The sequence below is a fragment of the Cupriavidus pinatubonensis genome, from assembly GCF_019602855.1.
Taxonomy (GTDB): Bacteria; Pseudomonadota; Gammaproteobacteria; order Burkholderiales; family Burkholderiaceae; genus Cupriavidus; species Cupriavidus pinatubonensis.
This window is the reverse complement of sequence record NZ_CP080767.1, coordinates 1,419,957-1,444,185: the sequence shown is the minus strand read 5'-3', so window position 1 is coordinate 1,444,185 and position 24,229 is coordinate 1,419,957. Positions and strand designations below refer to the sequence as shown.

Below are 24,229 nucleotides of genomic sequence, written 5' to 3'. Positions count from 1 at the left end.
CACCATGAAGAAAGGGAGCTCGTCGCTCCCTTTTTTCTTTCCGTCAGACCGTAGCGGCCTTGTCCAGCCACCGCTTCAACTGATCCGTCACCGCCGTGCTCGAAAACGAGCAACTGTCCTGTGCGAACACCGCCGACATCTCGAGCCGGCGCAGCAGCTCTTCCATCGCCTGGCCGAAGACCGGCGGCAACGTCAGCGCGGATGCTGCTTCGCGCCACGACTTCACAAGTTCAGCCGCCGGCAGTGATCCGCCGGTGTGCTGGTCCAGTGCTGAACGCATGCGCGCCAGCGTATCGGTATTGGCCGCGCTCATGTGCGTGCCCTCCTTTCTTTGTATAGCTCGCGGAACGTGCGTCCCGATGGTGCGGGCATGTCCCGCGTCTCGGTCCAGCCCTTGCCCGCCATAGGCAGGCTGCCGATAAGCCGATTGCTGCCGCCCATGCGCGCAAGGACGCGCGCGCCGAGACGAGTGGCCAGCGCATAAAGCTCTGGGCGTCGCGCCACGAAGCCCCAGGCCTGCAGCGCAAACCGCTCCTGCCAGGGCCGCAGGCCACGCTCCATCTGTTTCTCGCGCAGTTTACGCAGCAGATCCGACAACGGAATCGACGCCGGACACACGCGGTTGCACTCGCCACACATCGTGGCCGCCTGCGGCAGATCGACGGCATTGGCCAGGCCCACGTAGCTCGGCGTCAGCACGCTGCCCATCGGCCCGGGATAGACCCAGCCATACGCATGGCCGCCGATCTTCTGGTAGACCGGGCAATGATTCATGCACGCGCCGCAGCGGATACAGCGCAGCATCTCCTGGAACTCGCCGCCGATCAGGCCGCTGCGGCCGCCGTCGACGAGCACGAAGTACATATGCTCAGGACCATCGCGCTCGCCTTCCGCACGCGGGCCGGTCAGCAGCGAGAAATAATTGGAGATGGCCTGCCCTGTCGCCGAACGCGGCAGCAGCCGCATCACGGTCGCGAGGTCTTCCAGTGTCGGCAGCACCTTCTCGATGCCGGTCACGGCCACATGCACGCGCGGCATCACGGTGCACATGCCTTCGTTGCCTTCATTCGTGACGACCGCCACCGAGCCGGTCTCGGCGACGATGAAGTTGCCGCCGGTCACACCCATGTCGGCCGACAGGAACTCGGGGCGAAGCACCTCGCGCGCCTCGCGCGTCATCTCCGGGATATCGGTGAGACGCGGCTTGTTGTGGACTTTCGCGAACAGGTCGGCGATCTCGTCCTTGTCCTTGTGCACCACCGGCGCAATGATGTGCGACGGCGGCTCCGAGTCATTGATCTGCAGGATGTACTCGCCGAGATCGGTTTCGATGCTCTGCACACCCATCTCGCCGAGCACCCGGTTGAGCTGCATCTCCTCGGTCACCATCGACTTGCTCTTGATGACCTTCTTCACGCCGTGCTTCTGGGCGATCTCCGCGACCAGCCGCGCCGCGTCAGCCGTAGTCTCGGCAAACAGCACGGTGGCGCCGCGCCGCGTGGCGTTTTCCTCGAACGTGGCGAGCCAGACGTCCAGGTTTTCCAGCGCTCGGTTGCGCCGTTCCTTGAGCGCGGCGCGCGTGGCATCGAAATCGATGTCGCGGATGGCATCCGCGCGTGCGGTCACGAATTTGGTGGAGAGCTTCTTGAGGTTCTGCTGCAGCCGCTGGTCGGCCAGCTTCTGGCCCGCGCGCGCCTTGAATTCCATGCTGTGGACTTGCATCGTCGCGTCTCCGTGTCTCAGGCGTCGCCAGCCAGGACCTGGGCAATATGCAGCACGCGTGTCTGCGTATCGCCGCTGCGGCGCAGGCGGCCTTCGATATTGAGCATGCACCCGAGGTCGCCAAGCACCACCGCATCGGCGCCGCTGGCCTTGATGTTCGCGCACTTCTCGTCGACGATTGCCGTCGAGATATTGCCGTACTTGACCGAGAAGGTGCCGCCGAAGCCACAGCAGGCCTCGCAGTCCTTCATTTCGGTGAGTTGCACGCCTGGCAGCTTGCCAAGCAGCTCGCGCGGCTGCGTCTTGACGCCCAGTTCGCGCAGGCCGGAGCACGAGTCGTGGTACGTGATGTGGCCGGCAAAGCCGGAATCGACCTGTTCGATTTTGGCGACGTTGACGAGGAAGTCCGTCAACTCGAATACGCGTGCGCGCAAGCGCTCGTAGCGGCCGTTCAGCTCAGGGTCGTCGCGCAGCAAGTCGGCATAGTGGTGACAGATCATGCCGCCGCAGCTGCCCGATGGCACGACCACGTAGTCGAACATCTCGAACTCGCGCAGGAATTTTTCAGCCAGGTCGCGCGACACCGCTCGCTCGCCCGAGTTGTAGGCCGGCTGGCCACAGCAGGTCTGGGCTTCCGGCACCATGACCTCGTAGCCGGCGCCTTCGAGCAGTTTCAGCACGGAGAAACCGATCTCCGGACGCATGAGGTCCACCAGGCAGGTGGCGAACAGGCCAACTCGCATTTGATTTCTTTCTCCAGACCCCGAAACCCGGCAATTATGCGCGTTTGCGCCGCGAGGTGGCGCACAAACCATTCAGGCGCGGTGAACGCGGTTCAGGCCGCATCCTTCCCTTCGTTCCTGCCCCACTAGAGGATTCTTACTGAAATGTCATTTCACCCATTGAAATTTTCACGATGTGAGATAGAATCAGGCAAACGCTTAATTTGCCGCATGGCAACATTTCTCTATGTCAGACGCAGACAAGTCGCCTGGAAAGACCTCGATCCAGGTTATTGAACGCATGATGACGCTGCTGGACGCCCTGGCCCAGCACGCCGACCCGGTCAGCCTCAAAGAGCTGTCGATCGCTACCGGACTGCATCCCTCCACGGCCCACCGCATCCTCAACGATATGGTGGCGTGCCGCTTCGTCGACCGCTCCGATCCGGGCAGCTATCGGTTGGGCATGCGGCTGCTCGAACTCGGCAACCTGGTCAAGGCACGGCTTTCGGTACGCGACGCGGCGCTGGCGCCGATGCGCGCGCTGCACCGCGTGACCGGGCAGACAGTCAACCTGTCGGTGCGCCAGGGCGACGAGATCGTGTACATCGAGCGCGCCTACAGCGAGCGCTCCGGCATGCAGGTGGTGCGCGCCATCGGCGGCCGTGCGCCGCTGCACCTGACCTCAGTCGGCAAGCTGTTCCTGGCCGCCGACGAGTCCACGCGCGTGCGCAGCTATGCCACGCGCACTGGCCTGGCCGGTCATACCCGCACCTCGATCACCGAGCTGACCAAGCTCGAACGCGAACTGAACTGGGTCCGCACCAACGGTTATGCGCGTGACAACGAAGAGCTGGAACTCGGCGTGCGCTGCATCGCGGCCGGCATCTACGACGATTCGCGCCGCCTGGTCGCCGGGCTGTCGCTTTCGGCGCCGGCCGACCGCCTGCAAGACAGCTGGCTCCAGAACCTGAAGGACACCGCGCTGCAGATTTCGCGCGGCATGGGATACGTGACGGAGCCCGAAGCGGCCTGACGTGAGCCGTTCCGGCGGCAGCGGGAACACAGACTTGCTGCCGCCGGATACCCTGACGCAGTGATGATGGATTTAAGGGTTTACTCGTAGTTTTCAGATAACCTGCAAACCCTATAATCGGCAGACCATGCGAACCCGCGCCGTCACCCTGACCGAACAGGTCACCCGTCAGCTACGTACCGACATCGAGAACGGGATCTATCCCATCGGAAGCCGTTTGCCCACAGGCAGGCAACTGGCTGATCAATACGGCGTCAGTGCCGCCGTGATCCGCGAGGTCACGGAGCACCTGCGCTCGCAAGGGCTGGTGGAAACCCGCCAGGGCGTGGGCTGCACCGTGCGCTCGCGCACCGGCTCCGCCGGCTTCCAGCTGCCGCGAGAGCCCGATCTTGGCCGTACCGAATTGGCCGATCTGTACGACCTGCGCATCGACCTGGAAAGTGCGGCCGCCGCACTGGCCGCGGTGCGCCGCACCGCAGAAGACCTGGACAGCCTTTCGCTGCTGCTGCAACGGCTGAAGATCCAACTCTATGATGCGCAGCAGGCGGTCGACCTCGATGCCGCTTTCCATATCGGCATCGCGACGGCCACGCATAACCCGTACTACCGGCAGTTGCTGCAGTACATGAACCTGCAGTTGCACCAGGCCGTTGCCGCGGCGCGCGCGAACACGCTGCAGCAGGCACGCCTGCCCGAAGCCGTGCATTCGGAGCATGAAGCCATCTTCGAAGCGGTCCGCGACGGCAACGCCGCCGCGGCGCGCGAGGCCACCACTCATCACCTGCAATGCGCGGCGCAGCGCCTGGGCCTGACCCTGCGCGCACGCGCGGCTGCCGATTCCTTGCCCTGAAAGCCATCGATCCCATGCAAGCCACCACCCTGCCCCAGCGCCTCATCGAAGCCCTTGGCCCCGATACCGTACTTACGCAGCCCGACGACATTGCGCCGTGGCTATCGGACTGGCGCGGCATCTATCGTGGCCAGGCACAGGCAGTGGTGCGGCCACGCACGGTCGACGAAGTCTCGCGCTGCCTGGCACTCTGCCAGCAAGCCGCAGTACCGGTCGTGCCGCGCGGCGGCAACACGGGCCTGTGCGGTGCCGCTACGCCAGACAGCCAGCCGGAGAACGTGGTGCTGAGCCTGGACCGCATGCATGCGATCCGCTCGCTCGACACCATTGCCAACACCATGGTCGTCGAAGCCGGCTGCATTCTCGGCAACCTGCGCCGTGCCGCTGCCGAGGCCAACCGCCTGCTGCCGCTGAGTCTTGCCGCAGAGGATTCCTGCCAGATCGGCGGCAACCTGGCCACCAATGCAGGCGGCGTCAATGTCGTGCGCTACGGCATGACGCGCGAACTGGTGCTCGGTGTCGAAGCCGTACTGCCGAATGGCGAAATCTTTCGTGGCCTGCGTGCACTGCGCAAGGACAACACCGGCTATGACCTCAAGCAGTTGCTGATTGGTTCGGAAGGCACGCTTGGCGTGATCACCGCCGCAGCGCTGCGCCTGTTCCCGCGCACGGACACACGCAGCGTCGTATTGGCGGCCGTCGAATCGCCGCAGCAGGCGCTGGAGCTCTATGCGTTGCTGTTCGAGCAATGCGGCGCGCGGTTGCAGGCGTTCGAGTTCTTCACCGGGTCTTGCCTGGACCTGGTCCTTACCCATGCCGAAGGCGTGCACGAGCCGTTTGCGCAGCGCTACCCCGCTTACGTACTCGTAGAACTGGCCGACACCGCGGAAGAAGCAGCCCTCAATGCGCTGCTGGAGCGCGTGATCGGCGACGCGCTGGAGCGCGGGTTGTGCCTTGACGCGGCCGTATCGGCCTCGCTGGCACAACTGCAGGCGCTGTGGAAGTTGCGCGAGGAAATCTCGGAAGCGCAACGCGCGGACGGGCCGCACCTGAAGCACGATGTGTCGCTGCCGATCGAACAGATCCCGACGTTCATGGTGTCGATGGAGGCACGGCTGCATAGGCTTGACCCGGCGATCCGGCCATTCATCTTCGGGCACTTCGGCGACGGCAACCTGCACTACAACCTGTCACGTCCGCAAGGTGCGCCGAAGGACTGGGCGGCAACGCATGAGGATGCCGTGACCGGCACCGTGCTCGATGAAGTCATGCGCTACGGCGGAAGCATCAGCGCCGAGCATGGAATCGGCCAGCTCAAGCGCCATGCATTCCTGCAGTACAAGGATCCGCTGGAGCTGCGGCTGATGCGCGAAATCAAGCACGCATTCGATCCGGCCGGCATCATGAATCCTGGCAAGCTGCTCTGACGCTGCGAGACGCCAATAAAAAACGCGCCTGAGTCGGCGCGTTTTTTGTCAGAGGAACCGCAGATCAGGTTCCGCGCGATGGCTGCGAAGCGAGGATTGCGCGCGCGCCAACGGGCGTCTGGGTCATGTTCGGCGAAGACGGGAACGCATGCGGCTGCGGCGTCGTCGACGGCGCATGCTCGAGCCAGTCGCGGACGCGCGTGGCATCGGCAAAGCGCGACAGCTTGCCCACGGAGTCCAGGAACACCATCACCACATTGCGGCCATTGACCTTGGCCTGCATGACCAGGCACTGGCCCGCCTCCGAAATAAAGCCGGTCTTCTGCAGGCCGATGTCCCAAGTGCCGCCGCGCACCAGGCGATTGGTGCTGACATAGTGCTGCGTACGGCCCAGCACGTTCACTTCATGCTCGGTCTGCGTGGAGAACTCGCGGATGGTCGGGTTGCGATACGCGGCATTGACCATGCGCACCAGGTCCATGGCGCTCGACACGTTGCTGCTCGAAAGGCCGCTGGAATCCACGAAGTGGCTGTCGTTCATGCCCAGTTCGCGGGCCTTGCGGTTCATCGCCTGGACAAATGCCGGCAGGCCGCCCGGGTAGTTGCGGCCCAGTGCCGACGCGGCACGGTTCTCGGACGACATCAGGGCCAGCAGCAGCAATTCCTGGCGCGTCAGTTGGGTGCCGAAGCGCAGGCGCGAGCTGCTGTGCTTCTCGGTGTCCTTGTCCTCTTCCGTAATGGTCAGGACCTCGTCCATCGGCAGGCGCGCATCCGTCACCACGAGTGCCGTCATCAGCTTCGTGATCGAGGCGATCGGCAGCACGGCGCTCGGGTTCTTCTGGAACAGCACCTCGTTGGTGTTCTGGTCCATCACGAGCGCAACGCTGGAACGCAGCGCCAGCGCGTCTTCCGTATCGCGCAGGCCCATAGCCTCGCCAAGCGACGGCTTGGCCGGCGTGAACACGGCACGCACCGGAGCGGCATGATGCGACGCCACGATCTGGCGTTTGCCGTTCTTCACGATGACCACTTTGCGAGACGTCGAGGCTTCGGCCTTAGCCGCCGTGCGCGTACTGCTGGCACTCACCTTTTTCTCAGTTTTGGAGGATTTTGCCTGCTTTTTGGCAGACTTCTGGGTAGATGTCGACTTGGTGGCCGCCTCAGCTATCGGGGCGGCGAGCAGGGACGCAGAGGCCAGCACGGCCACTGCGGCAGCGCTCAGGGGCGTAAAGCCGAAGAATCTGGAAATAATGGAATCAGACCGAAACATGATTCGTTCAGCGCATCAAGATGGCGCTAGTGTAGGAAATTAAGAAATTGTTAGCAAGATTAAAGACTTACGGAAACAAGTTAAAGTTCGATTTGCATACATTTCCACAATACGGGAATTGTTGACTATTCGTCACGTGCATCATCGTGTGCATCCCGTAAGCCACAACGCCGCAACGTCATCGCGGCAGCAGTCTTCCTTTGTATGTCGGCAGTTATCGTTACACATTGATACACATCTCACTATGAGAGGAAACGCGCAAACCCGCTTACCGGTTCACGTTCCGTGCTCAATCTATTTTCCAGCGCCTCCGGGTCCGCATAGCCGAGCGACATCCCGCACACCACCATTTCTTCACCGGGCAGGCGCAGGTGATCGCCAATGATCTTGTGGAACTGCGTGAACGCGGCCTGAGGGCACGTGTCGAGACCGCGCGCCCGGGCTGCGATCATGATGCTTTGCAGAAACATGCCGTAGTCGAGCCAGCTGCCGAGTTCCATGATCCGGTCGATCGTGAAAATCAGGCCGACCGGCGCGTCGAAAAAGCGAAAGTTGCGCGCGTGCTGTTCGTGCATGCGCGCCTTGTCCTCTCGGCTGATCTCGAGCAGGCCATACAGGTCCCAGCCCACCTTGCGGCGGCGCTCCAGATAAGGGGCAACCCAGGAGCGCGGGTAGTACGGATACTCCTCCAGATACTTGCTGTCGCGCTCGGGATCTTCATAGGCGGCGAGCAGGTCCGCGCACAGCCTCGCCTTGGCATCGCCCGAGAGTACATAGGCGCGCCACGGCTGCGTGTTGGTGCCGGAAGGCGCACGGCTGGCCACGGCCAATATTTCTTCGACCGTTTCGCGCGGCACCGACGTGTCGAGGAATGCCCGCACCGAGCGCCGCGTGAGGATGGCACTGTCTACGCAGTCGACCGCCTGCCGCGCAGCCGCTTTGTCAACGGCCGGCGTGCCTGCTTTCACGTCCTGCGACATCTTGCCCTCCTCCATCACGCCTCAGCCCCCGCCTGCGTACGAGCGGCCGTCAGCGGCAGCAATGCCCCGCGTAGCGGTTCGGGCAAGGGCACCGGTCGGCGTGTGTCGCGGTCGACATAGACATGGACAAAGTGCCCTTGTGCCGCCGCAATCTCGCTATCGCCGCTGAACAGCCCTACCTCATAGCGCACACTGGATGTGCCCAGCCGCGCCACGCGCAATCCCGCCATGACCGTGTCCGGAAAACTGAGCGACGAGAAGTAGTTGCACTGCGTCTCGATCACCAGCCCGATCGTGCTGCCCGCCTCGAAGTCGAGCACACCTTGCCGGATCAGGTACGTATTCACGACGGTATCAAAATAACTGTAGTAGACAACGTTGTTAACGTGGCCATAGACATCGTTATCCATCCAACGCGTGGTGATGGCCTGGAAGTGCGGATAGGCACTGCGGTGCTCAGCTTGCGGTTTCATGTGACGTGGCGGGACAGGGATGAAGAAAATGTGCGACGGGCGCTACCCGCGGCTATCGGCGAATGACCAGCGCTACGCCAGCAGCAGCAAGCGCCATGCCGAACGCTGCCAGCGGCGGAAAATGCTCGCCGAACAGCAGCCATGCCATGACGGCAGTGGTGGGCGGCGTGAGGTACATCAGGCTGGAGACACGCGTCGCAGCGCCCTGACGGATCAGCAGGAACAGCAGCGATATCGCACCGATTGACAAGGCGACGACGGACCAGACCAGCGCCCCGACCATCTCGGCGGTCCAGTCCACGTTGCGCGTTTCGAACAGGAACATGAACGGCACGCAGGCGAGCGCCGATGCGGCGAACTGGATCACCGATCCCATGCGCAGATCGAACACCGCGCAGAATCGCTTCTGGTAGAGCGTACCAAAGGTGATGCTGAGCAATGCGCCAATTGCGAGCAGCACGCTCGTCTCGGACATTCCCTTTCCGCCGAGCTTGTTGGCCACGACCAGCCCCACACCTACGATACCGAGCAGCAGGCCGAGCCACTGGCGCGCGCTGATGCGCTCACCCATGCGTGATGCAATCAGCGCCGTGAGAATGGGCTGCATGCCGACGATCAGCGCCGACATGCCGGCCGGCATGCCAAGCTTGACGGCTGCCCAAACGCCACCGAGATAGCCGGCCTGCAGGAACAGACCTGCCACGGCGATATGGCCGACCATGCGCCAGTCGGAACGGCCGTCGCGTTGCGGCAACGGCACGCGCGCCAGCCACACGAACGGCACCATCAGCACCAGCACACCGACGAACCTCAGGAACAGGAACGTCATCGGCTCGGCGTGCGGCATGCCATACCTGGCCACGATAAAGCCGGTACTCCAGATCAGTACGAAGAGCCACGGCATGCTGGCAGCCCAGAGCGCATGCCGGGAACGCGCTTGGGTATCGCGCACCACGCTGGTCATGACGCCACCGCCGCAACGGGCGTGACGTGCTCCATCGCGTAGCGCGCGTGATAACGATTTGCCAGGCCGACGGTCTGCGCATGCACGGCGACCGTATCTTCGATCTGGTTGCCATAACCGCCAGCCATCGCCACGGCAATCGGAAGCCGGCGCGACACGGCGGCTTCGAACACCATGGTGTCGCGGCGCGCCAGGCCCTCCTTGGACAACTTCAGCCGCCCAAGGCGATCGCCTTCGTGGGGGTCGGCGCCGGCAAGGTAGATCAGCAAGTCCGGTGCGAAGCGTTCGAACAGCGTAGCCAGTGCGCACTGCAGCGCTTCGGCATAGGCATCATCGTCACAGCCATCCGGCAGTCCGACGTCGAGGTCGCTCGCTTCCTTGCGAAAGGGATAGTTCTTCTCACCATGCAGCGACAGCGTGAAGACGGTCGGGTCCGCGTGCAGGATGGACGCGGTGCCGTTGCCCTGGTGGACATCAAGATCCACGACCGCCACCCGCGCCACGTGCCCGTCGCGCTGCATCACGCGTGCCGCGATGGCGGCGTCATTGAAGACACAGAAGCCGCCACCCTTGTCGGCGTACGCATGGTGCGTGCCGCCGGCCAGATTCACGGCAATGCCCTCGCGCAAGGCCGTGCGACAGGCTTCGATCGTAGCGCCGGCCGAGCGGCGTGAGCGCTCGACCATTGCCGCGGACCACGGGAATCCGATCTCGCGCTGGCGTGCCGCGTCCAGTGTGCCGGCCGATGCCTCCGTCACATACGCGCGTGTATGAGCCAGCAGAAGCGCATCGTCCCCGGCCCGCGGCGCCTCGCGGAGCTCCACCCCTGGCATGCAGGCCACGGCTTCCCGCAACATGCTGTACTTGCGCATCGGGAAGCGGTGGCCCGGCGGCAGTGGCAGCACGAAGTGGTCAGCGTAGTAGGCGAGCATGGCTTGGCAAAGCGGTCATTTTTTGTTGTCGGAGCGACGCTTGCTTGGTCAAGCGTTGGCAGCCTGCGATGGTAGCACTGCTGGAAAACCCGCGTACCGCGCCGCTCTGCATGGCGCCCACCGCACAATTGGTGGTGAGCGCCACATTCTTTTTGTGCAACGCACAAAAACCGCTTGACACTGATCTGGCATTCCCTAGAATTGCAATTGTTGCGGCGCACCAAAGCAATCAGGGAAGCGCCCTGACCCACCACCCCCGCCCGGGCTGGCCGATGCGGAAAAAAGTTTTCCGTCACGGTCCTGACATCTGGGCAGCTTAATTTGCTTGACCTTGAAGTTCACCACTGGAGACCAGCAATGATCCTCACCCCGGAACAAGTCGCAGCAGCGCAAAAGGCAAACCTGGAAACGCTGTTTGGCCTGACCACCAAGGCTTTCGAAGGCGTCGAGAAGCTTGTCGAACTGAACCTGCAGGTCGTCAAGACCACCTTCGCCGAAAACGTCGACAACGCCAAGAAGGCGCTGTCCGCCAAGGATGCCCAGGAACTGCTGGCCATCCAGGCTTCGCTGGTGCAGCCGGTCGCTGAAAAGACCCTGGCCTACACCCGTCACCTGTACGAAATCGCTTCGGAAACCCAAAGCGAATTCACCAAGGTTGCTGAAGCCCAACTGGCTGAAGGTTCGAAGAACGTGCAAGCTCTGGTCGACAACCTGGCCAAGAACGCACCGGCCGGTTCGGAATCGACCGTGGCCATCGTGAAGTCGGCCATCTCGGCTGCCAACAACGCCTACGAGTCGGTCCAGAAGGCCACCAAGCAGGCTGTTGAAATCGCCGAAAGCAACTTCCAGGCTGCCGCTACGGCTGCCAGCAAGGCTGCCCAGCAAGCCAGCGCCACGGCTCGCACGGCCGCCGCCAAGAAGACGACCGCTGTCTGATCGTCAACTCGGCTGAGATGTAGCACGTAGTACCAACGACCGGCCCCGGCCGGTCCGTTGGCAAAGCGCACCACCACACGGCGCGTTTTGCCAACGATGATGGCGGCAGCCGCAATGCACAACGCAAATCTGCCGCATCGCGTACCAGTGTCTCCTCGGTACCGCGGTCTCCTTGTCCAAAGGTATCGTTAAGCCCGACCCTCGAGGTCGGGTTTTTTTCGTCCGCTTTCCGCCGCGATTCCACCCCCGCAGATGTCAGGCAACCGGCGCCCGCAAGCGTTCTCCTTGCGCAATGCCCGAGCGGGCGACTATCGTTAGCAAGGTGCAGCCCGCGGCATTCTGGCCTGCTGCGGCCTCACCCGGATTTCACTTGGTGCGATGCAATATCGCGCCATGCCGGGCATGCGTTGCGCAATGCAACAGCGTCCAAGGAGATGCCATGAAGACGCAGAGCCATATCACGACCTACATCGTCATTGCGATGATCCTTGGCGGCGTGGTCGGCTACGCCTGCCATGTCGCGTTTCCCGATCCAAAGCTGGCGAAGGAGATCGCCGGCTACATCTCGATCATCACCGACGTCTTCCTGCGGTTGATCAAGATGATCATCGCGCCGCTGGTCTTTTCGACACTGGTCATGGGCATTGCACATATGGGCGATGCCAGCACCGTCGGCCGTGTCGGCATCAAGGCGATGGCGTGGTTCATCACGGCCTCGCTCGTATCGCTGACGCTGGGCCTGATGATGGCCACGGTGCTGCAGCCGGGCGTCAATATCGGCCTGCCGCTGCCCGATGTCGGTTCCGCGACCAATCTCAAGACCAATGCGTTCACGCTGAAGGACTTCGTCGCTCACCTAGTTCCGAAATCCGTAGCAGAAGCCATGGCCAACAACGAGATCCTGCAGATCGTGGTCTTCTCGATCTTCTTCGGCACCGCGCTTGCCACGCTGGGCGAGCATGGCAAGCGCATGGCAGGTGTGATCGAAGATCTCGCGCAGGTCATGCTGAAGATCACCGGCGCGGTGATGTGGCTGGCACCGATTGCCGTGTTCGCCGCGATTGCGTCGACGGTGACCACGCAGGGCCTTGGCATCCTGGTGACCTTTGCCAAGTTCATGGGCAGCTTCTACCTTGCCCTGTTCGTGCTGTGGGGACTGCTGGCACTGGCTGGATTCGTGTTTTTGGGCAAGCGAATCGTGAACCTGATCAAGCTGATTCGCGAGCCGTTCCTGCTGTCGTTCTCCACAGCGAGCTCGGAAGCCGCCTACCCGAAGATGCTCGATGCGCTCGACAAGTTCGGCGTCAATCGGAAGATCTCTAGCTTCGTATTGCCGCTGGGCTACTCGTTCAACCTGGACGGATCGATGATGTACTGCACGTTCGCCGTGCTGTTCATCGCCCAGGCGTATGACATCCACCTGCCAATGGGCACACAGATCACGATGTTGTTGCTGCTGATGCTCACGTCGAAGGGCATGGCCGGTGTACCGCGCGCGTCGCTCGTTGTAATTGCCGCCACGCTGAACCAGTTCAATATTCCCGAAGCCGGCCTGCTGCTGATCATGGGCGTGGACCAGTTCCTCGACATGGGCCGGTCCGCGACCAACGCCGTGGGCAACTCGATCGCCTCCGCCGTGGTCGCGAAGTGGGAAGGCCAGCTCGCCAGCGAATCGACGCTGGATACCGATGACCGGGGTGGCATGGGCAGCGAGCCTGAAGCGGTGGCCAAGCCCGAGACGGCTGGTGCATAAACGGTGGATCGCAGACCGCAGAGGAGCGACGCATGTCCTGTACTGGAGTCCGGCCCGGCCGCATCTTGTGGTGGCGGTTCGTGGCGGTATGCCTGGCGCTGTCTGCCGGACTTGCGCTGGCCCAGGAACCGATCGCCCTCTCCGGCACGCTCAAGAAGGCGAAGGAGACTGGCGCCCTGACCATCGGTTACCGGGAATCCTCTCTGCCCTTCTCGTACCTGAACCAGATCCGCCGGCCAATCGGCTATTCGATCGAAATCTGCAAGGCCATCGTCCAGACCGCCGGCAACGAAGTGGGCCGTGATCTCGCCATCAACTGGGTGCCCGTAACATCTGAAACCCGTATGGAAGCGATGACGTCCGGCAAGATCGACCTCGAATGCGGATCGACCACGCGCAATGCCGAGCGCCAGCAGCGCGTGTCGTTCTCCCCCGTGATCTTTGTCGCGGGCACCAAGCTGCTGGTACCCCACGGCTCGCCGATCCGCACCTTCCGCGATCTGAAAGGCAAGACGGTGGTAGCGACGGCCGGCACCACCAATGCCGATGCGATCGAACGCCTCTCGACACGCTTCAACCTTGGCATCACCCTGATCCGCGCGCGTGACCACGCCGATGCCTTCGAGGTGCTGCGCCACGGCGGCGCAGACGCCTATGCAGGCGACGATGTCCTGCTGTACGGCTTCCTGGCCAAGTATGGCCTCGGCAAGAAATACGACGTCACGCGCGATTTCCTGTCCTACGACCCCTACGGCATCATGCTGCGCAAGGATGACCCTCAGTTCGCCGCGGTCGTCGACAAGGCGGTCCGTGACCTGATTACCACCGGCGAACTCGAACGCCTGTACAAGCAGTGGTTCGTCGACCGCCTGCCTACTGGGGAACGACTTGGCATCCCCATGAGTTCGCAGCTCGAAGACATCATCGAATCCACGCCGCAGCAGCCGGAGTGAACCCGTCTGATTACCACCGCTGCCCCCTTGCCGGCGAGACAGGCTGAGGGTTCAAATTCCTGTCGGTTAATTGCGCAATTTGCGAAAACGAAACCCGCCACGTGGGCGGGTTTCGTTTCTGGTGCCTTGCTGCGATCAGCGCTTGCGCGGGGGCGGCACGTCGGTGCAGGTGCCCTCGTAGATTTCGGCCGCCATGCCGATCGACTCGCCCAGCGTCGGGTGCGGGTGGATGGTCTTGCCGATATCCACGGCATCCGCGCCCATCTCGATGGCCAGGCACACTTCGCTGATCAGGTCGCCGGCATGCGTGCCGACGATGCCGCCGCCGATGATGCGGTGGGTTTCCTCGTCGAAGATCAGCTTGGTGAAGCCTTCGTCACGGCCGTTGGCAATCGCACGGCCCGAGGCAGCCCACGGGAACACGCCCTTGCTGTACTTGATGCCCTGCTCCTTGCACTGGTCCTCGGTCAGACCAGCCCAGGCCACTTCTGGATCGGTGAAGGCCACCGACGGGATCTGCTTGGCGTCGAAGTAAGCCTTCTCGCCATGGGCGGCTTCCGCGGCCACGTGGGCCTCGTGCACCGCCTTGTGCGCCAGCATCGGTTGGCCCACCACGTCACCGATCGCGAAGATATTCGGCACGTTCGTGCGCATTTGCGAATCGACGTTGATGAAACCACGGTCAGTCACGGCCACGCCGGCCTTTTCCGCACCGATGCGCTTGCCGTTGGGCGAGCGGCCGACCGACACCAGCACCAGGTCGTAGCGCTGCGGCTCGGCCGGTGCCTGCTCACCTTCGAACTTCACGTAGATGCCGTCCGGCTTGGCTTCCACCGCGACGGTCTTCGTGTTCAGCATTACCTTGCCGAAACGGTCCTTGTTCTTCTTCTCCCAGACCTTGACGAGATCACGGTCGGCGCCGCTCATCAGGCCCGGCAGCATTTCGACGACGTCGATGTCCGCGCCCAGCGTGCTGTACACCGTCGCCATTTCCAGGCCAATGATGCCGCCACCGACGACCAGCATCTTGTTCGGCACCTCCGGCAGTTCCAGCGCGCCGGTCGAATCGACGATGCGCGGATCTTCAGGGATGAACGGCAGCTTCACCGCCTGGCTGCCAGCGGCGATGATGGCCTTCTCGAAGCGGATCACCGTCTTCTTGCCCGTGGTCTGCTTGCCCTCGCCTTCGGTCGCATCCACTTCAAGGTGATGCGGATCGAGGAAAGTGCCGATGCCGCGCACGACCTGCACCTTGCGCGCCTTGGCCATGCCGGCCAGGCCGCCGGTCAGCTTGCCGACCACCTGGTTCTTGTAGTGGCGCAGGCCGTCCAGATCGATCTTGGCTTCGCCGAACAGGATGCCGTGGGCAGCGAGTGCCTTGGCTTCGTCGATAACCGCAGCGTTGTGCAGCAGTGCCTTCGACGGGATGCATCCGACGTTCAGGCAGACGCCACCGAGCGTAGCGTAGCGTTCGACCAGCACAGTGTTCATGCCGAGGTCAGCCGCACGGAAGGCAGCCGAGTAGCCACCGGGGCCGGCGCCCAGTACGAGCATCTCGCACTGGATATCAGCGCCACCAGCATGGCTCGCTGCTGCCGGAGCAGGAGCAGGCGCGGCCGCCGGAGCCGGTGCCGCGGCGGGTGCAGGAGCCGGCGCCGGTGCGGGCGCAGCCGCAGCGGCTTCCGCTTCCACCGTGCAGATCACCGTGCCCTGCCCGACCTTGTCACCGACGTTCACGCGCACGTCGACCACCTTGCCGGCCACCGGCGACGGCACTTCCATGCTGGCCTTGTCCGATTCCAGCACGATCAGCGACTGTTCCTGCTCGACCGTATCGCCCGGCTTGATCAGGACCTCGATCAGTTCCACCGCGTCGAAATCGCCGATATCCGGCACCTTGACTTCGATCACACTCATATTTGCTCCTCAATGCGCGCCGGCCTGCGTGGCTTCAGGGCGCGCCGTCGTTGTTGGTTGCCGCTGCGCCGGCGGCGCCGGCTTCGTGCAGCCTTACGGTATGGACTTCAATCGGGCCTGCGGAACTCTTGTCGAACTCGATGCCGGCGTCGACACCGATGCGCGCAACAGCGGCGGCATCCAGGTCGGGCTTGTCGTAGACCGCGTGCATGGCCCCCAGCGCATAGTTGCGGCCCGAGCCGATGCCCCAGAAACGGTCGAACGAGAACACCTCACGGTACGAATACACGCCGAAGATCCCCGCCGGGTTCGCGATCAGGCAGACGATCTGCGACGACTCGTACGGATCGTCCTCATCTTCCTTGGTGTTGATGAAGTACTCGGACTTCAGCTTCTCATGCACCTTCAGGAAGGTCCGGAACACGTCATCGCGCGACCCGAGCCGGCATTCCTCTCCCATGCCCGCCAGCAAGGCGCGCATGACCGGGAAGTGCGCCGTGGTGCCGGCCAGCGCGACAAAGCTGTCGCCGATCGGAAACACCTTCTGGTTGCGCTCGTAGGCGCGCGACAGGCGCGTATCCCCGAACGTGACCAGTGCATCGGCCGCGATCGCGACCTCTGCACCCTTTCTGACGACGACACAAGTAGTCATGGCTTGCCTCGCTCGACTGCAAGCACCATGGCCATGCCCGTTCCGGACATGGCCGCGGCCCCTTAGAGAAGGATGCGACGGAAGTCCGCCAGCAGTTGCCCGAAGTACGTATTGAAGCGGGCCGCCTCGGCGCCGTCGATGACGCGGTGGTCCCACGACAGCGACAGCGGCAGCGTCAGGCGCGGCGCGAACTGCTTGCCGTCCCAGACCGGCTTCATGTACGACTTGCACACGCCCATGATGGCCACTTCCGGCGCGTTGATGATCGGCGTGAAGTACGTGCCGCCGATGCCGCCCAGCGACGAGATCGAGAAGCAGCCGCCCTGCATCTGGTCGGGCTTGAGCTTGCCGTCGCGCGCGAGCTTGGCCAGCTCGCTCATTTCCTGGCTGATCTCGAGCACGCCCTTCTTGTCGGCGTCCTTGATGACCGGCACGACGAGGCCGTTCGGCGTATCGGCCGCGAAACCGATGTTGAAGTATTTCTTCAGCACCAGGTTGTCACCGTCGAGCGAGGCATTGAAGTTCGGGAACTTCTTCAGCGCCGCCACAGTGGCCTTGATCATGAACGCCAGCATCGTGACCTTGACGCCGGACTTCTCGTTTTCCTTGTTGAGTTGGACGCGGAAGGCTTCCAGGTCGGTGATGTCCGCTTCGTCATGGTTGGTGACGTGTGGAATCATGACCCAGTTGCGGTGCAGGTTTGCACCCGAGATCTTCTTGATGCGCGACAGGGCCTTGCTTTCCACCTCGCCGAAGCGCGTGAAATCGACCTTCGGCCACGGCAGCAGGCCAAGCTCGCCACCACCGCCACCAGCCGCGGCAGCCTGTGCCGGCGCGGCAGCCTGGCCGGTCATCACGCCCTTGACGTAGCGCTGTACGTCTTCCTGGGTGATGCGGTTCTTCGGTCCCGTGCCCGGCACGCGGGAAACATCCACACCGAGTTCGCGCGCGAACTTGCGCACCGACGGCGATGCGTGCGCGGCCTTGCCGGTCACGCCGACAGGCGCTGAGGCGGCGGCTGCCGGAGCCGGCGCAGCGGCAACGGGCGCCGGGGCCGCTGCCTGGGCAGGTGCTGCCGCGGGAGCCGGAGCGGGTGCTGCAGCGGCCGGAGCCGGTGCGGCGGCGCCAGCGGCGCCTTCCAGCAGGATTAGCAGCGTGCCCTCGGACACGTTGTCGCCGACCTTGACCTTGACTTCCTTGACCACGCCGCCTTGCGGGGACGGCACGTCCATGGTGGCCTTGTCCGATTCCAGCGTGACGACGGCATCTTCGGGGTTGATCGTGTCGCCCGGCTTCACGTGGACTTCGATCACGGGAACAGCGTCGTAATCACCGATATCCGGCACCTTGACTTCAATGGTGCCGCCGGCTGCCGGAGCAGCGGCAGGCGCCGGGGCAGCGACCGGAGCCGGTGCGGGCGCCGCAGCCTGGGCGGGGGCAGGCGCCGGTGCGGCAGCTGCGGGAGCTGGCGCAGGCGCTGCAGCGCCGGCGGCTTCCAGCATCACCAGCACGGAGCCTTCGGATACGTTGTCGCCCACCTTGATGCGGACTTCCTTCACCACGCCGGCCTGCGGCGAGGGCACGTCCATGGTGGCCTTGTCCGATTCCAGCGTGACCAGCGCATCTTCCGCGTGGATGCTGTCGCCGGGTTTCACATGCACTTCAATGACGGGAACGGCGTCATAGTCGCCGATGTCCGGCACCTTGATTTCAATCGCTTGACTCATTCAGTGTCTCCTGGGCAGGCCGGCGCGCACGACATCCGCAAGCGGCGAGGTTACCCTCGCCGCCCGCTTCTGTCACGCCGCTGTGCCGCAAGGCGCCACCGGATTTCCGGGGCGCCCGCGGCACGGCGTCGCCGTACTGCGGGGGTTGGTGCAGGAAGCCGGTCAGACCGACATCGGATTCGGCTTGTTGGGATCGAGGTTGTACTTCTTGATCGCTTCAGCCACCTTGTCGCGGCTGATGGCGCCTTCGTCGGCCAGCGCCTTCAGCGCGGCCAGCGTGACCCAGTGGCGATCCACCTCGAAGAAGTGACGCAGCTTTTCGCGGGTGTCCGAGCGGCCGAAGCCGTCGGTGCCCAGCACGACATAGCGGCGCGGCACGAACGGACGGATCTGTTCGGCAAACGCACGCACATAGTCGGTCGAGGCAATGACCGGACCGCGCGCCGACTTGAGCTTCTGCGCGACGAACGACTCGCGCTGGGGCTCGGCCGGGTGCAGCAGGTTGAAGCGCTCGGCGGCCTGGCCTTCGCGGGCCAGCTCGGTGAAGCTCGGGCAGCCCCACAGGTCCGATTCCACGCCCCAGTCCTTCTTGAGCAGTTCGGCGGCGGCGATCACCTCGCGGAAGATCGTGCCCGAGCCCAGCAACTGCACGCGCGGCGCGTTGCTGTTCTCGACGCCCTTGCGGAACTGGTACATGCCCTTGACAATGTCCTGCTCTACGCCAGCCGGCATTTCCGGATGCTCGTAGTTCTCGTTCATCACCGTCAGGTAGTAGTAGACGTCTTCCTGCTCGGCGTACATGCGGCGCAGGCCGTCCTGCATGATCACCGCCAGTTCGTACTGGAAGGTCGGGTCATACGAGATGCAGTTCGGGATCACCGAGTGGAACACGTGCGAGTGGCCGTCTTCGTGCTGCAGGCCTTCGCCGTTCAGCGTGGTCCGGCCGGCGGTGCCGCCCAGCAGGAAGCCGCGCGAACGCATGTCGGCCGCCGCCCAGCACAGGTCGCCGATACGCTGGATGCCGAACATCGAGTAGTAGATGTAGAACGGGATCATCTGCACGCCGTGCGTCGAGTACGACGTAGCGGCGGCGATCCAGTCGCACATGGCGCCGGCTTCGTTGATGCCTTCCTGCAGCACCTGGCCAGTCTGCGATTCCTTGTAGAACATGAGCTGGTCATGGTCTTCCGGGACGTACTTCTGGCCTTCCTGGTTCCAGATCCCGACCTGACGGAACAGGCCTTCCATGCCGAAGGTACGCGACTCGTCCGGCACGATGGGCACCACGTGCTTGCCGATCTGCTTGTCTTTCAGCAGCGTGTTGAGGATACGCACGAAGGCCATGGTGGTGGACACTTCGCGGCCTTCGCCGGTGGCCTTCAGCAGCGCGTCGAACGCGGACAGCTGCGGGATCTGCAGCGCTTCGGCCTTTTGGCGGCGCGCCGGCAGGTAGCCGCCCAGGTTCATGCGCGCCTGGCGCATGTATTCCAGTTCCTTCGAGCCTTCGGGGAAGGTGATGTACGGCACTTCGTCGAGCTTGTCGTCGGGCACCGGAAGGTTGAACTGGTCGCGGAACTTGCGGATCGCGTCCACCGGCATCTTCTTCTGCTGGTGGGCCACGTTCATGGCCTGACCGGCATCGCCCATGCCATAGCCCTTGATGGTCTTGGCCAGGATCAGCGTCGGCTGGCCCTTGTGCTCGCTGGCAGCCTTGTAGGCCGCGTAGATCTTGTGCGGGTCGTGGCCGCCACGGTTCAGGCGCCAGATGTCGTCGTCGGACCAGTCGGCAACCATCGCCTTCAGTTCAGGCGAGTTGAAGAAGTGCTCGCGGACGTAAGCGCCGTCCTTGGCCTTCATGGTCTGGTACTCGCCGTCCACGCAATCCATCATGCGCTTCATCAGCAGGCCCTTGGTGTCGCGCGCCAGCAGCGAATCCCACTTGCTGCCCCACACCACCTTGATCACGTTCCAGCCGGCACCGCGGAATTCGGACTCCAGTTCCTGGATGATCTTGCCGTTGCCGCGCACCGGACCGTCCAGGCGCTGCAGGTTGCAGTTGATGACGAAGACCAGGTTGTCCAGCTTCTCGCGGCCGGCCATGCCGATCGCGCCCAGCGATTCCGGCTCGTCGGTTTCGCCGTCGCCGAGGAAGGCCCAGACCTTGCGGTCGCCGGCCTTGGCCAGGCCGCGGCTGTCCAGGTACTTCATGAAGCGGGCCTGGTAGATGGCCATGATCGGGCCCAGGCCCATCGACACGGTCGGGAACTGCCAGAAGTCCGGCATCAGCCACGGGTGCGGGTACGACGAAATGCCCTTGCCGTCCACTTCCTGGCGGAAGCTGTCGAGCTGGTCCGGGGTCAGGCGGCCCAGCAGGAATGCGCGCGAGTACACGCCCGGCGCCGAGTGGCCCTGCACGAATACCAGGTCGCCACCACTCTGTTCCGACGGAGCACGCCAGAAGTGGTTGTAGCCGACGTCATACAGCGTGGCCGCCGAGGCAAACGAGGAGATGTGGCCGCCGACGTTGGTGTGCTTGTTGGCGCGCAGCACCATCGCCATCGCGTTCCAGCGCGTGTACGAGCGGATGCGGTGCTCGATATCCTGGTCGCCGGGAATACGTGCCTGCTGCTCGACGGGGATCGTGTTGATGTACTGCGTTTCGGCGTGGAACGGCTGCGTAACGCCATTCACGCGTGCGTACTCGATTTGCTTGTCGATCAGGAAGGCCGCGCGTTCTGAGCCCTCTGCGGCGATGACGCCTTGCAGAGCATCAAGCCATTCGTGGGTTTCCTGGGGATCGGCGTCGTTGGCGCTGGATGCGCCGAGAATCTGCTCGGGTACGGCGGACATGACTGTCTCCTGGTGAATTCCTGCTCCGGGACCCTGGCTTTTGGCATTCGGGCCCCTGGGGTGACGGGGTATGACTTGCGGATGCGTCGCCGCAGCGCCTTGCATCGGAGCTGCCGCCGGGCGCCCTGTTCCGGACACTCCGCGCGGCAGGCGCATGGTTGCCGCCCGCGTTCTTGGTCGATCGGATTCTATGGAAGCAGAAAGGGCAGCACAAGCAAAATTTTCAAATTGCGATATCGTTTTTTATAATGTGAAATATTGGCGCGGCGCACCACACTTCACACCCGCTTGCATAGCCCATACGGGTCAAGCGGGGCCGGGACGTCAGGCATTAGCTTGATTTCATTGGCGCTTTCCCCAAGCGACGCACCGCAATAATCCCGCTACACTGCTCGGTCAGCCGTCAATCCCTGTCATGTCGTTTTTCGATCGTTTCCTGTCCAGCCTGCGTGCAGCCGTCGTTCCGCCCACCGCCTCCCCTACCGCGAGCTCTACCGCGTCCGATAGGGCCAGGGCAACCGGAGGCGACGGCGCACACGCCGCGCCGCCGGCCGGCACGCTTGGCACGATCGACACCATGGCACCGGTCGATGACGGTGGCACCGTCGCCGCGCCCACGCGCGGCCTGTGGTGGCTGCGCTGGCGCAACCTCGTCGCCACGAGCTGGTTCATGTTCATCCCACTGGTGGCCATCGTGCTGTTCAGCGCGGCGATGGGCGTCATCCTCTGGTCCCTGCACGAGACCGAGCGCCAGCAGCAGCGTGACGCGCTGTACCGCGACGCGGCCTGGGCGCAGCAACGCGTGCGGCTGTCCCTGCTGAGCAATCAGGACCAGCTTGCCTCGCTCGCTCGCGACATTGCGGCCGCGCAGCTCGAACAGGGCGCGTACCGGACCGCGGCGCAGGAAATCCTGCGCGAGAACCCCGAGATCGTCTTCATCAACTGGCTCGATGCTACGCGCCGGGGGCGGTGGTCGCTGCCGTCCACGTCGGAGTTCGCGGCGCGCCTGCGCGAGAACCAGGACCAGCCGCTGGAACCCGAGGTACTCGACACCTTCGACGCCGCGCGCGAGACCCAGCGCGTGGTCTACTCGCGCCCGCTGACCAATGACCGCGGCGACAGCTTCATGCTGATGGAAGTGCCGATCGTCCGTGACAACGAGTTCCTCGGCACGCTCGGCGCGCTTTATTCGATCAACGGCATCCTCACGCATCTGCTGCCGCCGGAACTGACCGAGCGCTATCGGTTCTCTCTGATCGACAAGAACAACCAGACCCGCGCCAGCACCTCGCTGCGCCCCGTGCCCGGCAACGCGCTGTCGTACGAGGTGCTGCTCGACCCGCCGGGCCATTCGCTGTCGCTGCGCGCCGACGCGTATCCGCCGCCGTCCAACTTGCCCAACAACATGCTGCTGTGGCTGGTGGTCGGGCTGTCGTGCTTTCTGCTATGGAGCCTTTGGAGCATGTGGCGACACACCAGCCGCCGCTCCGAGGCGCAGCGCGCGCTGCTGGCCGAAACGTCGTTCCGGCGCGCGATGGAAAACTCGATGCTGATCGGCCTGCGCGCGCTGGATCTGAATGGCCGCATCACCTACGTGAATCCGGCGTTCTGCCGCATGACCGGCTGGCAGGAAAACGACCTGGTTGGCCGTCTGCCGCCCTTCCCCTACTGGCCGCCGAACGACCAGCAGGAAATGCAGCGGCAGATCGACCTCACGCTGCAGGGCAAGTCGCCGTCCGGCGGCTACGAAATGCGCGTGATGCGCCGCGACGGCAGCAGCTTCTTCTCGCGCATGTACGTGTCGCCGCTGGTGGACAGCCGCGGCCGCCACACGGGCTGGATGAGTTCGATGACGGACATCACCGAGCCCAAACGCGCACGCGAGGAACTGGCCGCCGCGCACGACCGCTTCACCACCGTGCTGGAAAGCCTGGACGCCGCGGTGTCCGTGCTGGCCACCGACAAGGCCGAGCTGCTGTTTGCTAACCGCTACTACCGCCAGCTGTTCGGCTGGGAAGCCGAAGGCCACCTGAAACTGGCCGGAGACGAAGTCGACAAGGACCAGGTCTCGAGCGACAACACCGACTATGTCGATGCGTACGCCGGCCTGCCCGCCTCCGAACTGATGCCTTACACGTCGGACGCGCGCGAAGTGTTCGTACCCGATATGCAGAAGTGGTTCGAAGTGCGCCGCCGCTACATCCAGTGGGTGGACGGCCATCTCGCGCAGATGCAGATCGCCACCGACATCACGATGCGCAAGGCCGCCGAGGAAATGACGCGCCAGCACGAGGAGCGCCTGCAGTTCACCAGCCGCCTGACCACCATGGGCGAGATGGCGTCGTCGCTCGCGCATGAGCTGAACCAGCCACTGGCCGCCATCAACAACTACTGCATGGGCGCTGTGGCGCGCCTGCATTCGGGCCGCAGCACGCCGGAAGACCTGATCCCGGTACTGGAAAAGACGTCGGCCCAGGCCGTGCGCGCGGGCACCATCATCAGCCGTATCCGCGGCTTCGTGAAGCGCAGCCAGCCGCAACGGCGCGAGGCCTCGCTGCACGATATCGTGGCCGACGCGGTCGGCCTGGCCGACCTCGAGGCCACGCGCCGGCGCGTCACGATCCTGACGCGCCTGCCTGCCCCGCCGACGATGATCTACGTCGACCCGGTGCTGATCGAACAGGTATTGGTGAACCTGCTCAAGAACGCCGTCGAGGCGATGTCCGGCATGCCCGCCCCGCGGGCGGGCGGCGTGGTGCGCCTGCACGCGCGCATCGAGCCGGGCGAGTTCGGCAACAACGTGCATATCGACGTGATCGACCAGGGTCCCGGCGTCGACGAAGCCACCAAGGAACGGCTGTTCGAGCCGTTCTTCAGCACCAAGTCCGACGGCATGGGCATGGGGCTGAATATCTGCCGCTCGATCATCGAATCCCACCAGGGCAGGCTGTGGGTCGAGAACAATGTCGACGGCATTGGCTGTACGTTTAAAATCATGCTGCCTCTGCAGCCGACAATGGCTGATCAGTAACGACACGCGCCCGATCACGGAACTGCCGGCACCC

General features: G+C 63.8%; 19 protein-coding genes. 7 read left to right on the top strand and 12 right to left on the bottom strand.

The features are described 5' to 3' along the window. Positions 1-43 precede the first annotated feature (43 nt). The 3 genes from K2O51_RS19280 to K2O51_RS19270 are packed head-to-tail and all read right to left on the bottom strand — an operon-like array spanning position 44 to position 2,465. Positions 44-313 (bottom strand): hypothetical protein, encoded by a 270-nt coding sequence (locus K2O51_RS19280; protein ID WP_011297482.1) that lies wholly within the window; start codon positions 311-313, stop codon positions 44-46. Continuing rightward, on the bottom strand, positions 310-1,722 hold the full coding sequence (locus K2O51_RS19275; protein WP_011297481.1) for a LutB/LldF family L-lactate oxidation iron-sulfur protein: 1,413 nt from the start codon (positions 1,720-1,722) through the stop codon (positions 310-312). The genes K2O51_RS19280 and K2O51_RS19275 overlap by 4 nt, the downstream gene beginning before the upstream one ends. A 17-nt stretch (positions 1,723-1,739) precedes the next feature. Continuing rightward, positions 1,740-2,465, bottom strand: coding sequence for a (Fe-S)-binding protein (locus K2O51_RS19270; protein ID WP_011297480.1), 726 nt, complete (start codon positions 2,463-2,465; stop codon positions 1,740-1,742). A gap of 226 nt (positions 2,466-2,691) precedes the next feature. Here K2O51_RS19270 and K2O51_RS19265 point away from each other — a divergent pair, with 226 nt between their 5' ends. The 3 genes from K2O51_RS19265 to K2O51_RS19255 all read left to right on the top strand — a co-directional run bounded on the left by K2O51_RS19265 (position 2,692) and on the right by K2O51_RS19255 (position 5,757). Continuing rightward, a complete protein-coding gene (locus tag K2O51_RS19265; RefSeq protein WP_011297479.1) occupies positions 2,692-3,480 on the top strand; it encodes an IclR family transcriptional regulator in 789 nt (262 codons plus the stop codon). 127 nt (positions 3,481-3,607) lie between these two features. Next, a complete protein-coding gene (locus tag K2O51_RS19260) occupies positions 3,608-4,330 on the top strand; it encodes a FadR/GntR family transcriptional regulator (RefSeq protein ID WP_011297478.1) in 723 nt (240 codons plus the stop codon). Positions 4,331-4,344: 14 nt separating this feature from the next. Continuing rightward, complete coding sequence (locus K2O51_RS19255) at positions 4,345-5,757, top strand: FAD-binding oxidoreductase (RefSeq protein ID WP_140950170.1); 1,413 nt, start codon at positions 4,345-4,347, stop codon at positions 5,755-5,757. A gap of 64 nt (positions 5,758-5,821) precedes the next feature. Here K2O51_RS19255 and pbpG read toward each other — a convergent pair whose 3' ends face one another. The 5 genes from pbpG to K2O51_RS19230 form a co-directional block, all read right to left on the bottom strand. Next, positions 5,822-7,027 (bottom strand): D-alanyl-D-alanine endopeptidase, encoded by a 1,206-nt coding sequence (gene pbpG / locus K2O51_RS19250; RefSeq protein ID WP_220631508.1) that lies wholly within the window; start codon positions 7,025-7,027, stop codon positions 5,822-5,824. A gap of 242 nt (positions 7,028-7,269) precedes the next feature. Further along, entirely contained in the window at positions 7,270-8,007 is a 738-nt protein-coding gene (locus K2O51_RS19245; RefSeq protein WP_140950172.1) for a nitroreductase, read from the bottom strand. Positions 8,008-8,021: 14 nt separating this feature from the next. After that, positions 8,022-8,480, bottom strand: coding sequence for an acyl-CoA thioesterase (locus K2O51_RS19240; RefSeq protein WP_140950173.1), 459 nt, complete (start codon positions 8,478-8,480; stop codon positions 8,022-8,024). A 52-nt stretch (positions 8,481-8,532) separates the two neighbouring features. Continuing rightward, positions 8,533-9,444: a DMT family transporter gene (locus K2O51_RS19235; RefSeq protein WP_140950174.1), complete on the bottom strand. Its 912-nt coding sequence runs from the start codon at positions 9,442-9,444 to the stop codon at positions 8,533-8,535. Further along, the gene (locus K2O51_RS19230; protein ID WP_140950175.1) at positions 9,441-10,376 is read right to left on the bottom strand and encodes a histone deacetylase family protein; all 936 of its coding nucleotides are present in this window, start codon (positions 10,374-10,376) and stop codon (positions 9,441-9,443) included. The genes K2O51_RS19235 and K2O51_RS19230 overlap by 4 nt, the downstream gene beginning before the upstream one ends. A 357-nt stretch (positions 10,377-10,733) precedes the next feature. Here K2O51_RS19230 and phaP1 point away from each other — a divergent pair, with 357 nt between their 5' ends. From phaP1 to K2O51_RS19215, 3 genes are all read left to right on the top strand, one after another. After that, positions 10,734-11,312: a TIGR01841 family phasin PhaP1 gene (phaP1, locus tag K2O51_RS19225; RefSeq protein ID WP_140950177.1), complete on the top strand. Its 579-nt coding sequence runs from the start codon at positions 10,734-10,736 to the stop codon at positions 11,310-11,312. A gap of 439 nt (positions 11,313-11,751) precedes the next feature. Further along, the gene (locus K2O51_RS19220; protein WP_140950178.1) at positions 11,752-13,065 is read left to right on the top strand and encodes a dicarboxylate/amino acid:cation symporter; all 1,314 of its coding nucleotides are present in this window, start codon (positions 11,752-11,754) and stop codon (positions 13,063-13,065) included. Between the two features lie 32 nt (positions 13,066-13,097). Beyond that, a complete protein-coding gene (locus K2O51_RS19215; protein WP_140950179.1) occupies positions 13,098-14,018 on the top strand; it encodes an amino acid ABC transporter substrate-binding protein in 921 nt (306 codons plus the stop codon). A gap of 135 nt (positions 14,019-14,153) precedes the next feature. Here the strand turns inward: K2O51_RS19215 and lpdA are convergent, their stop codons facing one another. The 4 genes from lpdA to aceE all read right to left on the bottom strand — a co-directional run bounded on the left by lpdA (position 14,154) and on the right by aceE (position 21,164). Then, on the bottom strand, positions 14,154-15,935 hold the full coding sequence (lpdA, locus tag K2O51_RS19210) for a dihydrolipoyl dehydrogenase (RefSeq protein WP_011297476.1): 1,782 nt from the start codon (positions 15,933-15,935) through the stop codon (positions 14,154-14,156). A 34-nt stretch (positions 15,936-15,969) separates the two neighbouring features. Then, positions 15,970-16,587, bottom strand: a complete 618-nt coding sequence (locus K2O51_RS19205; RefSeq protein WP_011297475.1) for an Ntn hydrolase family protein — start codon at positions 16,585-16,587, stop codon at positions 15,970-15,972. 62 nt (positions 16,588-16,649) lie between these two features. After that, the gene (gene aceF, locus K2O51_RS19200) at positions 16,650-18,314 is read right to left on the bottom strand and encodes a dihydrolipoyllysine-residue acetyltransferase (RefSeq protein ID WP_220631507.1); all 1,665 of its coding nucleotides are present in this window, start codon (positions 18,312-18,314) and stop codon (positions 16,650-16,652) included. A 162-nt stretch (positions 18,315-18,476) separates the two neighbouring features. Then, positions 18,477-21,164: a pyruvate dehydrogenase (acetyl-transferring), homodimeric type gene (gene aceE / locus K2O51_RS19195; protein ID WP_011297473.1), complete on the bottom strand. Its 2,688-nt coding sequence runs from the start codon at positions 21,162-21,164 to the stop codon at positions 18,477-18,479. A 415-nt stretch (positions 21,165-21,579) separates the two neighbouring features. Between aceE and K2O51_RS19190 the strand changes: the two genes are divergently transcribed. Continuing rightward, the gene (locus tag K2O51_RS19190) at positions 21,580-24,195 is read left to right on the top strand and encodes a PAS domain S-box protein (protein WP_011297472.1); all 2,616 of its coding nucleotides are present in this window, start codon (positions 21,580-21,582) and stop codon (positions 24,193-24,195) included. Positions 24,196-24,229: the final 34 nt, after the last annotated feature.